The sequence below is a fragment of the Streptomyces physcomitrii genome (assembly GCF_012273655.1).
GTDB classification, from domain to species: Bacteria; Actinomycetota; Actinomycetes; order Streptomycetales; family Streptomycetaceae; genus Streptomyces; species Streptomyces physcomitrii.
On the sequence record NZ_JAAWWP010000003.1, the window covers coordinates 73,526 to 89,334 of the forward strand.

A 15,809-nucleotide genomic window follows, 5' to 3' on the forward strand; every position below is an offset into this window, starting at 1 on the left:
GCGGCTCTGCCAGGGCATACATCGACGACGACGGCATCGGTCACCAGCACTCACGAGATCCCCCACACACGACTTGCCAGGCTCCCGAGGGAGCATCCGATCGGCAGCGCGGCCACGGGCAGGAATTCCCCCTGCGCACACGGCGCACCATCCGAAGCTCCGACTTTCCGCGGTCATTCGGAAGTCGAGCACGATCACCGGAAAAAATCGGCGATCCCACGCCGCCCCCTCCGCGGGGATCCGGCGCGACGCACAAAACTTCTCACACGGGAACGCAGGATTCAATTTTCCGGAGAGAGAGTGACGCAGGTCACTCGTTCTCGCTCAACCCACACGGAACAGCAGGTCGGATCGATTGCACTGCGTAGTGCATTACTCACGCTTTACCCGCGTGACGATCGCCAAGTCCCCGCCAGGGAGACGGACTTCGAGGGAAGAGGGCCCTCAACTCATTCCGGTTCCGCGGCGCGGATTTCGGTTTCGGAATTCTTCTCGCGGTCCCCTACCACCGGCATCTCTCACCGAAGGTGATGCTTCCGGCGAGTACGGTCAGTGACCGTGGCGGCCTGGCACGGGAGTTGGGGCCTCGGGGACGGGGCACATGCCGTCCTGTCCCGCCGTCGTCGCCTCGCTTCCCGCCGCGTCGCTTCCCGCCGCGTCACGTCCTGCCGCGTCACGTCCTGCCGCGTCACGTCCTGCCGCGCCGCGTCGTGTCCCGTAGAACCGCGCGTACAGATGGTGCAGACGGACGTACGGACGCGGGCGCGCGAGGACGCGGCAAGGCGGGACCGGACGAGGACGCGGCAAGGCGGGACCGGACGGGGACGCGAACGGGCGGGGCCCGGTGCCAGGAGGTTGGTCCTGGCACCGGGCCCCGCCCGTGCTGTGCTGCTCTGCTGTGTGCTCCGCGCTGCTGCGGTGCTGTGCTGTGCGCCGCCCCGCCCCTGAGGACCCCGGAGGGTCTCAGCGGCGGCTGCGGCTGCGGCCGTCGCCGCGGCTCACGTCCTCAGCTGCCGTTGCGCTTCCAGCGCGGCTTGTCCTCGCGGCGGCCGAAGGAGGACGTCGAGGAGGAGGGGGCGTTGCCGCCCCGGTGGTCGTCACGGCGGCCGAAGGGGCGGTCGTGGCCGCCGGAGCGGTGGCCGCCCGCGGGGCGGTCGTCGCGGCGGTCGCGGTTGTACGGGCGGTCCCCGGCGCGGTGGCCGCCGCGGTCGTCCCGGCGGAAGCCGCCACGGTCGCCACCGCGGTCACGGTTGAAGCCACCCCGCTCGTCGTCCCGGCGGAACCCGCCACGGTCACCGTCACGACGGTCGTCCCGGCGGAAGCCGCCGCGGTCGTTGCCGCGGTCGCGGTTGAAGCCGCCCCGGTCACCGCGGTCGCGGTCCTCGCGGCGGTCGAAGGAGCGGCCGCCCCGGTCGTCACGGCGGTCGTCCCGGCGGAAGCCACCGCGGTCGTCCCGGCGGTCGTCGCGACGGAAGCCGCCACGGTCGTTGCCGCGGTCGTTGCCGCGGTCACGGTTGAAGCCACCCCGGTCGTTGTCCCGGCGGAACCCGCCACGGTCACCGTCACGACGGTCATCGCGGCGGAAGCCACCACGGTCGCCACCGCGGTCGCGGTTGAAGCCACCACGGTCACCGTCCCGGCGGTCGTCCCGGCGGAAGCCGCCGCGGTCGTCGCGACGGTCGTCCCGGCGGTCGTAGGAGGAGCGCTCCTCGCGGACCGTGCGCGCGGCGGGCCGCTCGGCCTCCGCGGAACGGTCCACGGCCTCGGCGGCGGGCTGCTCCGGCACCGACACGGCGGCCTCGGCCACCGCGCCCTCGGTGCTCTCGGCACCCTCCGGCCGCGCCGCGACGGCCACGGCCTCGGCCGGGTCCTCGCCGCGCTCGCGGGCCGCCCGGACGGTCAACCGGTCGGCCTCCTCGCGGAGTTCGGCGGCGCGGCGCTGGGCGCGCTCCAGCTCACGGGTCAGCTCGGCGACCTCGCGCTCGGCCTGCTTGGCGGAGTTGCCCGCGGCCTCGGCCTGCACCTCGGTCATCGAACGGGCGCCGGTGATCTCGGCGACCTCCGGGTCGAAGACCCCGCCGCCGCCGACGATGTGGCGCGAGGCGTCCACGCCCGCGTCCTCCATCAGCCGGAAGATCTGGCGGCGCTGGTGCGGCAGCGAGAGCGAGACGACGGTGCCCGAGCGCCCCGCGCGGGCCGTACGGCCGGAGCGGTGCAGATAGTCCTTGTGGTCACCGGCGGGGTCGACGTTGAGCACCAGGTCGATGCCGTCGACGTGGATGCCGCGGGCGGCGACGTCGGTCGCGACGAGCGCGTTGACGTAGCCGTCCTTGAAGTCGGCGAGGGTGCGGGTGCGCGCGCCCTGGGTCATGCCGCCGTGCAGCGCGTCGGCCTTCACCCCGGCGTCGCGCAGCTGCTCGGCGATGCGGTCGGCGCCCAGCTGGGTGCGGACGAAGATGATGGTGCGGCCCTTGCGGGCGGCGATCGCGGCGGTCACCGGCGCCTTGTCGCGCGGCTTCACCACCAGGATGTGGTGGGTCATCGTGGTGACGGCGCCCTGGGCGGCGTCCACCTCGTGCGTGACCGGGCTGTTCAGGTAGCGCTTGACCAGGGTGGAGATCTCGTTCTCCATGGTCGCGGAGAACAGCATGCGCTGGCCGCCGCCGGGGATCTGGTCGAGCAGCTCGGTGACCTCGGGCAGGAAGCCCAGGTCGGACATCTGGTCGGCCTCGTCGAGGACGGCGACCTGGACCTGCTCCAGGGAGCAGGCGCCGCGGTTGATGATGTCGCGCAGCCGGCCCGGGGTGGCGACCAGGATGTCGACGCCGCGCTCCAGGGCGTAGATCTGGTTGCCCATCGAGGTGCCGCCGCAGACGACCTTCATCTTCAGGCCCAGTACGTCGCCGTAGGGCTGGAGGGCGTCGGCGACCTGCATGGCCAGCTCGCGGGTCGGGGTGAGGATCAGTCCGCGCGGGCGCTTCTTCTCGGTGTAGCCGCCGGACAGGGTGGCGAGCAGCGGCAGGCCGAAGGAGAGGGTCTTGCCGGAGCCGGTGCGGCCGCGGCCGAGGATGTCCTTGCCGGCCAGGGCGTCCGGGATGGTGGCGGCCTGGATCGGGAACGGGACGGTCACACCGTTCTGCGCGAGCTTGCGCACCACGCCCTCGGGAAGACCGAGGTCGGCGAAGGTGGTCTCGGGCGCGGCGGCCTCGGCGGCCTCCACCGTCTCGAGCGCCTCGACCGCTTCGGCCTCGACGGACTCGGGCACGACGATGTGGTCAGTACTGGAAACAGACATGCGAAATGCGAAACCTTCCGGAGTCTCGGCACGCGCGCCCAAAACTCCGTGTTCTCGCAATCGACCGCCTCAATGCGGTCCAGCCACGGCTAGGGGGAGTACGCGCCACACGCGGCGCGCTTCGTGTCCTCGTACGGTGAGGAGTGCGCCGGGCACAGGGGATCAAACGATCTACCACCATACGCACCCCCTCCCCCGAGGAGCAAACCGGCTGGTGAGCGCCGCGACGAGGGCCCTGGACACCCTCCGACCGCAACGGAAAGAGGCCTCCCGGAGCGCCCCTTGGCCGGGGCGGAACGAGGCCCCCGGGACGTTCCCCGACCCGAGCGGAATCCGTGACCCGGCTCACCCCGCCGGCACCGGCGACTCCGTACCCGGCGGCTCCCCGCTCGGGTCCGGCGAGGGCTCGGTGGGCGGCGGTGTCGTACCGCCCGGCGACTCGGGTCCCGGCCCCGGTCCGGGCGCCTGCCCGCCCGAACTCCCGCCCTGGCCACCGCCGTTGCCGCCGCCGGGCCGGCCCGCGGAGCCGCCGGAGCCCCCGCCCGGGCGGTCCGTGGCCCCGTCGCCGTCCGGCTCGGCGGCGGTCGGCGAGGCCCCGTCCTCCGCCGCGTCCCCGGAGGCGCCGGGGCTCGGCCTGCCGAGCCCGCCGTGGCGGCCGTCCCCGCCCCGCCGGTCCCGGTCGCCCTCGCCCCCGACCGTGTCCCCCGCGTCCACCCCGGCGACGGCGCCGCCCTGTCCGTCCGGCACCGCGGGGCGGTCCTCGCCGCCCCCGCCGACTTTCACGCAGCCCGCGGCGGCGAGCACGGTCAGCGCGGCCGCGGTCAGCCGTACGGGGTGGGGCAACCGGAAGGTCAGGGGCAAGGGGCGCACGGCGGCCACCTCCGGGAGACGGGGACACGGGAAGGTTCCGGCCCTGCCCAACTCACTTGGCGCACAAGAGGACACGCACCGCGCACACACCGGCGCACACGCCCCCGCGCCCGCCCCGTAGCACCCGCCGGAGCGCCACGGGGCGCGAGGACGGCGGCCCGCCGCGCGGATTCCCGCGCCCGGACGGCCCCGTACCGCTCGGCGTCCCGGACAATGGCGGTGTGCTGGAGATGACACGCGACGCCTTCGAAGAGCTGGTGGCCCAGGCCCTGGACCGGATCCCGCCCGAGCTGACCCGGGTCATGGACAACGTGGCCGTCTTCGTGGAGGACGAACCCGCCGCCGAGGACCCCGAACTCCTCGGCCTCTACGAGGGCACCCCGCTGACCGAGCGCGGCGAGTGGTACGCCGGGGTCCTGCCCGACCGCATCTCCCTCTACATGGGCCCGACGCTGCGCTACTGCGCGACCGCCGAGGAGGTCGTGGAGGAGGTCGCCGTGACCGTCGTCCACGAGATCGCCCACCACTTCGGCATCGAGGACGACCGCCTGCACGAACTCGGCTGGGGCTGACCGCTCCCGCGCCTGGGCGGCGGCACACACCCCCGCACACACCCGTGCGCCGCCGCGCGCTCCGGCGCACCCCCTTGGCCCCGCATACCCCGGCCCCCGTACGGGCATATCGGATGAATGGTCCGCGCCCCGGCCCGCCTGCAGCACCTCGCGCGGCGTCTGCGGGACGCCGCTCGCGGCCCCGGCGGCGCACTCCCCGGACGGCTCCGCACCCGCCACCGCGCCCCCGCCCTGGAACTGCGCCCGCCCGACCGGCGCGAACCCCCCACCTATCTGCGCGCCCTCGGCCTGTGCGCCGTCGTCGTCCTCGGCGCCTGGCTCGGGCTGCTCGCGGCGGGCAGCGCCTCGGTGCCGGTCGGCCCGATGGACACCCGGATGGCCCTGCGGCCCTCGCTCAGCGGCGGCACCCGTATCAACGTCTCCCCGCTCGGCGCCCTCGACCTGCGCTCCCACACGGCCCCGCTCCGTCTCGACGTCGACGTGGACCGCCTCGACCCGGTGCGCTCCGAGGCCCTGGTGAACCACCCCGAACGGCTCTCCGGCCTCCAGGAGGAGGTCTCCCGCGACGTCGAGGACGGCACCCGCGAGCTGGCCGTGCGCTCCGGCGCCGCCGTCGTCCTGGGCGCGGGCGTGCTCGCCCTCGTCGTCTACCGCCGCCCGCGCCCCGCCCTCGCCGCGGGCGGCCTCTCCCTGGTGCTCCTGGCGGGCTCCGGCGCCCTCGCCGCCACCACCTGGAACCCCAACTCCGTACTGGAACCGAAGTATTCGGGCCTGCTCTCCTCCGCGCCGAACGTGGTCGGCGACGCCCGCAGCATCGTCAGCGAATTCGACGTCTACCAGAAGGAGTTGGCGCGCCTGGTCACCAATGTCACCAAGCTCTACGACGTCACCTCCACCCTCCCCGCCTACCAGCCCGACCCCACCACCCTGCGCGTCCTGCACGTCTCCGACATCCATCTGAACCCGGCCTCCTGGCACATCGTGGGCTCGCTGGTGAAGCAGTACGACATCGATGTGATCGTCGACTCCGGCGACACCATGGACCACGGCAGCGCGGCGGAGAACGGCTTCCTCGACCCGGTACGCGACCTGGGCGCCCCGTACGTCTGGGTGCGCGGCAACCACGACTCCCGGCTCACCCAGGAGTACCTGCGCCAGATGAAGAACGTCCGGATCCTCGACGAGGGCCGGCCGGTGACGGTGGCGGGGCTGCGCTTCGCGGGCATCGGGGACCCCCAGTTCACCCCGGACCGCTCCGCCGGGGGCGAGGGCGACTCCCCCGCGGCCCTCGCCTCGGAGGTCACCGCGGGCAGGCAGCTCGCCGCGGCCCTCGCCCGGCTCGCGGACGACGGCAAGCCCGTCGACATCGCGGTCGCGCACAACCCGGAGGCCGCCCGCCAGACCGACGGCCACGTCCCGCTCGTCCTCGCCGGGCACATCCACCACAACGAGATGGAGGTGCTGCGGGACGGCACCCGGCTGCGCATCGAGGGCTCCACCGGCGGCAGCGGCCTGCGCGCCGTCGAGGGCACCTACCCCGACCCGATCGAGGCCTCGATCCTCTACCTGGACCGCTCCACCAAACGCCTCCAGGCCTGGGACGCCATCAAACTCGGCGGCCTCGGCCTCTCCACCGCCGAGGTCAGCCGCCACCTCCCCAAGGAGAACCAGCCCGGCGCCGGCCTCCTCCCCCCGACCCCGCCCCCCTCTTCCTCCCCTTCTGCCTCTGCCTCCCCCTCTTCGTCCCCGTCCTTGTCCACCCCTCTGGTTCCGCCACCGCCGCCTGCCACGCGCTCGGGCGCGGACGGGGATCCCGAGGCCGGGCCGGACAGGGGCTGAGCGGGCTCCGGCAGCCGGGCGGCCGAGCGGGCGGAGCGGCGCCTTCGCGTACCCGCTCGGGCCTCCGACAATCGTTTTGGCGATACCTCGCCGCATCCCATATGCTTCTCACGTCCCCGACGCGCCGCCTCACCGCGGCGCCCAGGCGGGCCGATAGCCCTCATCGTCTAGCGGCCTAGGACGCCGCCCTTTCAAGGCGGTAGCACGGGTTCGAATCCCGTTGGGGGCACGCAGTTCGATGTGCGAGACTTGTCCCGCACCTCACACAATGCCTGGTCCTGTGGAGCAGTTTGGAGTGCTCGCCACCCTGTCAAGGTGGAGGCCGCGGGTTCAAATCCCGTCAGGACCGCTTGCAGCTCACCTCGGTGAACTGCGTGGCTGGGTAGCTCAGTTGGTACGAGCGATCGCCTGAAAAGCGATAGGTCGCCGGTTCGATCCCGGCCCCAGCCACCTGTAGGAGAACGTCCCGTACGGCATCCCGTACGGGACGTTCTCGTTGCCCGCCCGGGCGGCGACAGTCTCCTGAGAGCAACCTCCCTACACGCCCGCAGCCCACATCCTCGACGTCCTCGGTGCCACTACTCGCAGCCGCACCGATCCGAGCCCGGCATCATGGCGGCATCTGATACCAGCGCGGTATCGTTCACTTATGGCGATGACACTCCGACTCCCCGACGATCTCGACGCGAAGCTCACCGCACGCGCCGAACGCACCGGCCGCAGTAAGCAGACGCTCGCCATCGAAGCGATCCGCGAAGCCGAGGCCCGCGCCGAACTCAATGTGCACGACATTCTGGCCGAGCTGACGGACACCGACGCGGAAATCCTGGACTACCTGAAGTGAGCGAAGTCCGCTACGTCCAGCTCGACGAGATCCTGGCCATCGCGGCCAAGGTCAACGGCACCGAACACAGCGTGCGCGACCTCGGCCTGCTCGTCTCGGCCACCGAGCGGCCACGCACCAACGTGTTCGGCGCCGTGCTGTACCCCACGCTCCACGAGAAGGCGGCAGCGCTGCTGCATGCCCTCGCCCGCAACCACGCGCTGATCGACGGCAACAAGCGCACCGCCTGGCTCGCCATGCGCTTCTTCCTGCGCGTCAACGGCCTGCCCACCGGACGGCCGGTCCCGCCGGTCGAGGAGGCGGGCCCCTTCGTCGAGGCCGTCGCCCAGGACCATCTCGACGTACCCGTCATCGCCAAGCGACTCGCGGAGTGGTTCCCGGTCCCTTAGCCGCCCCGGGGCAAGACCCGCGCAAGGCGCAGCCGCGCACGGCGGGACGTCTCGCCGAGGGTCCGGTTCACTTCCTTTGGCCTATACCAGACCGAGCTGTGCCAGGCGGACGAGCACCTCACGCAGTGTGCCGGGATACCGGGCGTGGGTGCCGTGGACGGCGACGCGCGCCATGACCCAGCGCGTGACCCTCCCCTGGCCGGGTCGCGTGGACGCGTCGGCCACGCGCCTGCGCCGTCGCCTCGCCCCTGCGTCAACACCCGGCGGCAAGGCGACGGCGACCCCGCGATACGTACCGACCGCCCGGTACTCGATGTCGCCGGCCGGGCGGTCGCCCCCGTACCCACGCGCAGACCGCGCCCGGGGAGCCGGAGCGCCCCCGGGCGTCGCGGTCCTACTGACAGGTCGGTACGGACAGCTCGGTCGCCAGTCCTCTCGGTCGCCAGTCCTACTGATAGATCGTGTTCTTGCCGGTGCCGCCCGAGATGAAGTCGTTGCCGCCGCCCCCGTGGATGGTGTCGTTGCCGCTGTTGCCGTAGAGGGTGTCGTCGCCGGCGCGGCCGATGATCATGTCGTGGTCGGCGCCGCCGCGGAGGTCGTCGGGGCCGTCGGTGCCGACCAGGGTGTCGTTGCCCGCGCCGCCGACGGCGCCGTAGTCCGGGGCGCTGAGCAGGTCGGCGCCGTTGCCGCCGTCCTGGGTGCCGCCGGTGAGGGTGTCGTCGCCGTCCTCGCCGAAGATGAAGTTGTTGCCGCCGCCGGTGATCTCGTCGTTGCCGGAGCCGCCGTGCAGGGAGTTCTCGTTGCCCGCGTGCATGGAGAGGGTGTCGTCACCGTCGCCCAGCTCGACCCGGATGCGTACCCAGTAGTCGCCGAACTCGGTGAGGGTGCAGACCACCTTGGTCCGGTCGGCCGCGTCGGGGTGCACGCAGTCGGTACCGGCCTTGATCGGCACCACGTCGTCGATGGTGAACTCCGTGCCCTTGGCCTCGGTGATCACCACCCGGTTCTCCTGCGCGGAGCCCGCGGTGTACGTGATCGCATGGCCGCCGTCGTCGGCGACCGCGCTTGCCTCGGTCGGCGCGGCGGCACCCGCCGGAGCGGTGCCGAGGGCCAGCCCGGCCGGAGCGGCGATCAGCGCGGCGGCGGCCAGTGAACGCAACGTACGGGCGGAGTGAGCGGAACGGGTCGTACGAGACATGAGTCCCCCAGGGTCCAGAGCGAAGAGTCGCGAAGAGAAGGAGAGAAAGAAGAGAAGGAGAGAAAGGAGAGGAAGAGGAGGAGAGGGAGTGCACGGTCGCTCTCGCCCTGCCGCAGTCATTGACCCGCCGAATCGCCGAAGGGTTGCGCCCTTCCGGGGTGAAAAAGGGCCGAAATCTCCCCGAAAGCCCCTGGCCGCCAGGTGTCCAGCTCCCCTCAACCCACCGTTCACCCCACCCCTCCCGTACTCGCGCCGCCCCTCACCCCGCCGCGTGCTCCCCCTTCGGCAGGGAGACCGAGGCGCCCGGGTGGCGGTGGCGCCAGAGCCAGAAGACGGTCGTGCCGAGCAGGGCCCAGCCGCCGAGGACGAGGAAGGGCAGGGGGTGCTGGTGGCCCTGGAAGTAGACGGCGGTGTGCTGGGCGTTGACCGAGGCGCCCGGCGGCAGCCAGCGGCCGATGGCGCGCAGGACGGGGGGCAGCAGGGGGCCGGAGACGGCGCCGCCGGAGGAGGGGTTGCCGAGGATGATCATCAGGCCCCAGGTGGGCAGCATCGCCCAGCGGCCGAAGAGGGTGGTGAACATCGTGCTGACCATGCCCGCGGTGAACATGGTGAGCGCGAGGATCGCCCAGGACTCCCCCTCCGGCAGGTCGAGGGCGCCGATCCACCAGTCGACCACCGCCACGATGGCCAGCGCGCCGAGCATCGCGTACGCGGCGGTGAAGACGATCCGGGCCACCGGGCCGAGGTCCTTGCCGTGCACGGACAACTGGATCGAGCCGACGAAGCCGATGATCACCGAGGCGAGGGTGATGTAGAAGATCGCGAGTCCGCGCGGGTCGCCCTCCTGGAGCGGGTTGAGGTCGCTGACGCGCACCCGGACCCCGGCCTCCTTGGCGACCTTCGGGGCGGCCTCGGCGATCACGTCCGCGACCGAGGCCCCGGAGGCGCTGGAGACCGCGAGCGCGACCTCGCGGCCACCGGGGCGGACGTCCACGACGGCGAAGATGTTCTGCTCCTGCACCTGGTGCCGCGCCTCGGCCGGGCGGTCGTAGGGGTGCAGCCGCAGCGAGGTGCCGAGTTCCTTCTCCAGGCGGTCGACGTAGGCCTCGCCGCGCAGCGCCTCGTAGTCGCCGGTGATGCCGATGGGGATGCGGTGCGGGGTGGGCTTCGCCATGGAGTACGTGTACGAGCCCGCGAAGACTCCGGCCGCCGCGGCGAGGATCAGCACGATGACGGTCGCCGGCCAGAAGGGCGTGCCCCGGAACCAGTCCCAGCCCGCGCCGCGCTCCGGGGCGCGGGCGTGCGCCCGGGACACGGGGTGCGCGGAGGAGCCGCCACCGGTCTCGTCCGGTCCCCCTCCGTCCGGTCCCTCTCCGTCCGGCCTCGCGACGCCCGGCCCCTCGTCGTCGGACCCCTCGACGTCCGGCCTCTCGCCGCCAGGCCCCTCGCTCCCCGGGCCTCCGCCCTTCGACCCTTCGCTGCTCGGCCCTTTGCTCTCCGGGCCTTCGCTCCTCGGCCCTTCACTCTCCGGGCCTTCGTCCTCCGACTCCCGCCCCTCCGGCATTTCAGACATAAGGTCACGCTAGGACACCGCCCCACGGCTGTCGTGACGGGCGCCGCAGCAAAAGGGTTCGCCACGGATTTCCCCGGGATGAGATCCTGGAGTCCGTATGTCTACGCAGCCCGCCCCCGCCTCCGCCTCGGGCACCGCCCCGCAGGGCCCCCGCCCCAGCCCCCTCGGTCCGCTCGGCGACCGCCTCTCCGGCCTCTCGCTGCGCGACGCGCACCGGCTCGGCCGCAGGCTGGAGGGCGCCCGGCGGATACGCAAACCCGAGGCGCGCACCGCCGTGCTCGGGGAGATCGAGGCCGAGATCGCGTCGGGTGAGGCGCGGCTCGCGGAGCGGGCGGCACGGGTTCCGGCCGTCAGCTATCCCGAGCAGCTTCCGGTCAGCCAGAAGAAGGACGCGATCCTGGCGGCGATCCGGGACCACCAGGTCGTGATCGTCGCGGGTGAGACCGGGTCCGGCAAGACCACCCAGATCCCGAAGATCTGCATGGAGCTGGGGCGCGGGGTGCGCGGCATGATCGGCCACACCCAGCCGCGCCGGCTCGCCGCCCGTACCGTCGCGGAGCGGGTGGCACAGGAGCTGGACACGCCGCTGGGCGAGGCGGTCGGCTGGAAGGTCCGCTTCACCGACCAGGTGGGCGCGGACACCTTCGTGAAGCTGATGACGGACGGCATCCTGCTCGCCGAGATCCAGACCGACCGCGAGCTGCGCGCCTACGACACCCTGATCATCGACGAGGCGCACGAGCGCTCCCTCAACATCGACTTCCTGCTCGGCTATCTCGCCCAACTGCTGCCCAAGCGACCCGACTTGAAGGTGGTCATCACCTCCGCGACCATCGACCCCGAGCGGTTCTCGCGGCACTTCGGCGACGCCCCGATCGTCGAGGTCAGCGGGCGTACGTATCCGGTGGAGGTCCGCTACCGCCCGCTGCTCGAAGAGGACTCCGAGGAGGCGGACCGGGACCAGATCACCGCGATCGTGGACGCGGTGGACGAGTTGAGCCGGGAGCCGCGCGGGGACATCCTGGTCTTCCTCTCCGGGGAGCGGGAGATCCGCGACACCGCGGACGCGCTGGAGAAGAAGTACCGGCACACCCAGGGCATGCCGGGGGCGACCGAGGTCCTGCCGCTGTACGCGCGGCTCTCGCACGCCGAGCAGCACCGGGTCTTCCAGCCGCACCAGGGCAGGCGGATCGTGCTCGCCACCAATGTCGCCGAGACCTCGCTGACGGTGCCGGGCATCAAGTACGTGATCGACCCGGGCACCGCGCGCATCTCGCGCTACAGCCACCGCACCAAGGTGCAGCGGCTGCCGATCGAGGCGGTCAGCCAGGCAAGTGCCAATCAGCGCAAGGGGCGTTGCGGCCGTACCTCGGACGGTATCTGCATCCGGCTCTACTCCGAGGACGACTTCCTCGCGCGGCCCGAGTTCACCGACGCGGAGATCCTGCGCACCAACCTCGCCTCCGTCATCCTGCAGATGACCGCGGCCGGTCTCGGCGACATCGAGAAGTTTCCCTTCATCGACCCGCCGGACCACCGCAACATCCGCGACGGCGTCCAACTCCTCCAGGAACTGGGCGCCTTGGACCCCGAGCAGAAGGAGTCCCGTAAGCGGCTCACCCAAGTCGGGCGCAAACTGGCCCAGTTGCCGGTGGACCCGCGACTGGCCCGGATGGTCCTGGAGGCCGACCGCAACGGCTGCGTCCGTGAGGTGATGGTGGTCGCCGCGGCGCTCTCCATCCAGGACCCGCGCGAACGCCCGGTGGAGAAGCAGGCGCAGGCCGACCAGCAGCACGCCCGCTTCAAGGACGAGACCAGCGACTTCCTCGCCTATCTGAACCTGTGGCGGTATCTGCGCGAGCAGCAGAAGGCGCTGTCCTCCTCGGCGTTCCGCCGGATGTGCAAGGGCGAGTACCTGAACTACCTGCGGATCCGCGAGTGGCAGGACATCTACTCCCAACTGCGCACCGTGGCCAAGCAGATGGGCCTGAAGACCGGCGGCTCCGAGGGCGCGGACCAGGCGCCCGACCAGCAGATCCACATCTCGCTGCTGGCCGGTCTGCTCTCGCACGTCGGCATGAAGGACGTGAAGACCAACGGCAGCGGCACCCAGACCAGCGAACGCGAGCGCGGCGGGCGCAACGAGTATCTCGGCGCGCGCGGCGCGAAGTTCGCGGTCTTCCCGGGGTCGGCGCTGTTCAAGAAGCCGCCGCGGTTCGTGATGTCGGCAGAGCTGGTGGAGACCTCGCGGCTGTGGGCGCGGGTCAACGCCCGTATCGAGCCGGAGTGGATCGAGCCGCTCGCCGAGCATCTGCTCAAGCGGACGTACTCCGAACCGCACTGGGAGAAGGACCAGTCCGCGGTGATGGCCTACGAGAAGGTGACGCTGTACGGCGTGCCGATCGTGGCGCAGCGCAAGGTCAACTACGGGCGTATCGACCCGGAGGTGAGCCGCGAGCTCTTCCTGCGGCACGCCCTGGTCGAGGGCGACTGGCGCACCCACCACAAGTTCTTCGCCGCCAACCGCCGGCTGCTCACCGAGGTGGAGGAGCTGGAGCACCGGGCCCGGCGCCGCGACATCCTGGTGGACGACGAGACCCTCTTCGACTTCTACGACCAGCGGGTGCCCGAACACGTCGTCTCCGGCGCCCACTTCGACTCCTGGTGGAAGCACAAGGCGAAGGAGGACCCCGAACTCCTCGACTTCGAGCGCTCGATGCTCATCAACGAGCGGGCGCAGGCGGTCACCAAGGCCGACTACCCGGACTCCTGGCGGCAGGGCGGACTGAAGTTCCGCGTGACGTACCAGTTCGAGCCGGGCGCGGACGCCGACGGGGTGACCGTGCACATCCCGCTCCAGGTGCTCAACCAGGTCTCGGAGGAGGGCTTCGACTGGCAGATCCCGGGCCTGCGCGAGGAGGTCGTCACCGAGCTGATCCGCTCGCTGCCCAAGCCCATCCGGCGGCACTACGTCCCGGCGCCCAACTTCGCCCGGGCCTTTTTGGAGCACGCCGAGCCGCTCCAGGAAGCCCTGCCGGTCACTCTGGCCCGGGAGTTGAAGCGGCGGGTCGGAGTGCCGGTCACCGCCGAGGACTTCGACCTGGGGCGGGTGCCCGAGCACCTCAAGATCACTTTCCGGATCGTGGACGAGCGGCGCCGCAAGCTCGCCGAGGACAAGGACCTCCAGGCGCTGAGGCTGCGCCTGAAGCCCAAGGCGCAGAAGGCGATCTCCCAGGCGGCCGCGGCCACCGCGGAGCGCACCGGCGGCGAGTCCGTGGAGCGCAGGGGCCTGACCGACTGGAGTCTCGGCACCCTCAGCCGCGTCTTCGAGACCCGGCGGGCCGGGCAGCCGGTGAAGGCCTACCCCGCCCTGGTGGACGACGGGGACACCGTCTCGGTGCGGCTCTTCGACACCGAGGCCGAGCAGCAGCAGGCGATGTGGCGCGGCACCCGGCGGCTGATCCTGCGCAACATCCCGGTCAACCCGGCCAAGTTCGCCTCCGACAAGCTCAACAACGCCCAGAAGCTGGCCCTTTCGGCCAATCCGCACGGCTCGATCCCGGCGCTCTTCTCGGACTGCGCGCAGGCCGCCGCGGACAAGCTGATCACCGACTTCGGCGGCCCGGCCTGGGACGAGGAGTCCTACCGGAAGCTGTACGAGAAGGTCCGCGCCGAGATCGTCGACGCCACGGTGGCCACCGTCGGCCAGGTCCAGCAGGTCCTCGCCGCCTGGGGTTCCTGCGAGCGGCGCCTGAAGTCCGTCCGCAGCCCGGCACTGCTCGCCAACCTCGCGGACGTACGGGCCCAGTTGGACGCGCTGATCAGGCCGGGCTTCGTCACCGAGGCCGGGGTCGGGCGGCTCGGGCACCTGATGCGCTACCTGGTCGCCGCCGACCGGCGCCTGACGCAGATGCCCGCGAACGCCCAGCGGGACACCGCGCGGATGGAGAAGGTCCACGAACTCCAGGACGAGTACGCCTGGTTGCGCGAGCAGCTGCCGCAGGGGCGGCCGGTGCCGCGGGAGGTCCTCGACATCCGCTGGATGCTGGAGGAGCTGCGGGTCAGCTACTTCGCACACGCCCTCGGCACGGCCTATCCGGTCTCCGACAAGCGCATCCTCAAGGTGATCGACAAGTACGCCTAGTGCCGCACACCTGGAGCTTCGCCCGCTGTCCGGCCGGCGGCGACAGCCACCGGGACGACGTCCTGCCCAGCGGACCGCCGGCCGGCTCCCCGGAGGAAGCCCACGACTGCGCGGGCGGCCGCTGTCCCCACGCTCCCGCGTCGGCCATCCGGGTGCCGGCCGGACTTGTCGTCCTCGTCGGCCCGCCGGCCTCCGGCAAGACCAGCTTCGTCCGGGCGCTGATCGAGAGCGGGCAGATCGACGCGGAAGCCGTGGTGTCCAGCGACGGGATCCGCGCGGAGCTCTACGGCACCTCACCCGCGCAAGCGGAGTCCGACGCGGCGGACGCACGGATCTTCGAGGAACGTGACCGCAGGATCGTCGCCAGGCTCGCCACCGGACGCGGCGCAGTCGCCGAGTCGACCAATGTCACCCCGCGGGCACGCGAACGACTCATCGCCATCGCCGGCCGCTTCGACGCCCCGGTGACCATGCTGCGGTTCGACCCGGAGGTCACCGACCTCCTCCGGCAGTACACCGAGCGGGGCCGCACCGACCTCACCGCCGCGGACGTCCACGCCTACGCCGCGGCCATGGCCCGAGACGCCACTGCCGACCAGCTCCGCTCCGAGGGCGCGACCGCCGTGCACGACGTCCCCGGGCGCCGCCAAGCGACCACGCCTGCCGAAGCCGCCGCGTACTTCTCCTTCGTCTGACACATCCGAGGTGCCCAGACCTGCCTTTCGCACCCCCTCCACGAACTTCCGCGGAGCAGCACCCGCGCTGTGGGCGGCGGGTGCCGGGGATCTCGCACGGGCGGCTCCTTACCTGGTCCGCACCCGGACGGACTCCGGACGGGCCCCGGACCTCTCCGGGGTCCGTGCCTGCTCTGCGGCCCTGGCTGAAACATCAACGGGCCGGAGCGGAGGGCGAGTTGACCGCCCTTCTCACTCCCGCTCGCACTTCCTCGCGCCGGGGCGCCGCACCCCGGCATGCGCGCCGCGCACGGATTCCGCTTCCTCGCCCCGCACCCGGGCTGACCCCTCCCGGCCTGGCCCGATGAGGCTCCGGAGCGCCGCCGGGAGCGGGAAGGGGAGGCCCCGGGG

Annotated in this window: 10 protein-coding genes and 3 tRNA genes; 9 read left to right on the forward strand and 4 right to left on the reverse strand. The window is 72.1% G+C overall.

All coding sequences use genetic code 11. The features are described from left to right. Window positions 1-1,006: 1,006 nt before the first annotated feature. The gene (locus HFV08_RS06240) at window positions 1,007-3,295 is read right to left on the reverse strand and encodes a DEAD/DEAH box helicase (protein ID WP_168536680.1); all 2,289 of its coding nucleotides are present in this window, start codon (window positions 3,293-3,295) and stop codon (window positions 1,007-1,009) included. Window positions 3,296-3,640: 345 nt separating this feature from the next. Further along, window positions 3,641-4,165, reverse strand: a complete 525-nt coding sequence (locus HFV08_RS31070; RefSeq protein ID WP_210429932.1) for a hypothetical protein — start codon at window positions 4,163-4,165, stop codon at window positions 3,641-3,643. 221 nt (window positions 4,166-4,386) lie between these two features. Here HFV08_RS31070 and HFV08_RS06250 point away from each other — a divergent pair, with 221 nt between their 5' ends. The 7 genes from HFV08_RS06250 to HFV08_RS06280 all read left to right on the forward strand — a co-directional run bounded on the left by HFV08_RS06250 (window position 4,387) and on the right by HFV08_RS06280 (window position 7,809). Further along, window positions 4,387-4,737: a metallopeptidase family protein gene (locus tag HFV08_RS06250; protein ID WP_168536682.1), complete on the forward strand. Its 351-nt coding sequence runs from the start codon at window positions 4,387-4,389 to the stop codon at window positions 4,735-4,737. Between the two features lie 117 nt (window positions 4,738-4,854). Continuing rightward, a complete protein-coding gene (locus tag HFV08_RS06255) occupies window positions 4,855-6,576 on the forward strand; it encodes a metallophosphoesterase family protein (protein ID WP_168536684.1) in 1,722 nt (573 codons plus the stop codon). Between the two features lie 156 nt (window positions 6,577-6,732). Further along, window positions 6,733-6,805: transfer RNA gene (locus HFV08_RS06260), tRNA-Glu, on the forward strand. Window positions 6,806-6,850: 45 nt separating this feature from the next. Further along, window positions 6,851-6,925 (forward strand) — tRNA-Asp (locus HFV08_RS06265). A gap of 27 nt (window positions 6,926-6,952) precedes the next feature. After that, a tRNA-Phe gene (locus HFV08_RS06270) sits at window positions 6,953-7,026 on the forward strand. 199 nt (window positions 7,027-7,225) lie between these two features. Then, window positions 7,226-7,420 carry a YlcI/YnfO family protein gene (locus tag HFV08_RS06275; RefSeq protein WP_168536686.1) on the forward strand — a complete coding sequence of 65 codons (195 nt, stop codon included), beginning with the start codon at window positions 7,226-7,228 and terminating at the stop codon, window positions 7,418-7,420. Beyond that, window positions 7,417-7,809: a type II toxin-antitoxin system death-on-curing family toxin gene (locus HFV08_RS06280; protein WP_168536688.1), complete on the forward strand. Its 393-nt coding sequence runs from the start codon at window positions 7,417-7,419 to the stop codon at window positions 7,807-7,809. Before HFV08_RS06275 ends, HFV08_RS06280 begins: the two co-directional genes overlap by 4 nt. 448 nt (window positions 7,810-8,257) lie before the next feature. On the opposite strand, the gene HFV08_RS06285 is transcribed toward HFV08_RS06280, so the two are convergent. Next, complete coding sequence (locus HFV08_RS06285; RefSeq protein ID WP_168536690.1) at window positions 8,258-9,007, reverse strand: calcium-binding protein; 750 nt, start codon at window positions 9,005-9,007, stop codon at window positions 8,258-8,260. Window positions 9,008-9,266: 259 nt separating this feature from the next. Further along, window positions 9,267-10,322, reverse strand: a complete 1,056-nt coding sequence (locus tag HFV08_RS06290; protein ID WP_168536692.1) for an ABC transporter permease — start codon at window positions 10,320-10,322, stop codon at window positions 9,267-9,269. 355 nt (window positions 10,323-10,677) lie between these two features. Between HFV08_RS06290 and hrpA the strand changes: the two genes are divergently transcribed. Further along, the gene (hrpA, locus tag HFV08_RS06295; protein ID WP_168536694.1) at window positions 10,678-14,724 is read left to right on the forward strand and encodes an ATP-dependent RNA helicase HrpA; all 4,047 of its coding nucleotides are present in this window, start codon (window positions 10,678-10,680) and stop codon (window positions 14,722-14,724) included. After that, window positions 14,724-15,419: an ATP-binding protein gene (locus HFV08_RS06300; RefSeq protein WP_168536696.1), complete on the forward strand. Its 696-nt coding sequence runs from the start codon at window positions 14,724-14,726 to the stop codon at window positions 15,417-15,419. Before hrpA ends, HFV08_RS06300 begins: the two co-directional genes overlap by 1 nt. Window positions 15,420-15,809 lie beyond the last annotated feature (390 nt).

Bases quoted from the DNA above. Each gene is read 5' to 3' on its own strand.
- hrpA (WP_168536694.1), top strand. From the start codon at position 10,678: ATGTCTACGCAGCCCGCCCCCGCCTCCGCCTCGGGCACCGCCCCGCAG.
- HFV08_RS06275 (WP_168536686.1), top strand. From the start codon at position 7,226: ATGGCGATGACACTCCGACTCCCCGACGATCTCGACGCGAAGCTCACC.
- HFV08_RS06240 (WP_168536680.1), bottom strand. From the start codon at position 3,295: ATGTCTGTTTCCAGTACTGACCACATCGTCGTGCCCGAGTCCGTCGAG.
- HFV08_RS06255 (WP_168536684.1), top strand. From the start codon at position 4,855: ATGGTCCGCGCCCCGGCCCGCCTGCAGCACCTCGCGCGGCGTCTGCGG.
- HFV08_RS06285 (WP_168536690.1), bottom strand. From the start codon at position 9,007: ATGTCTCGTACGACCCGTTCCGCTCACTCCGCCCGTACGTTGCGTTCA.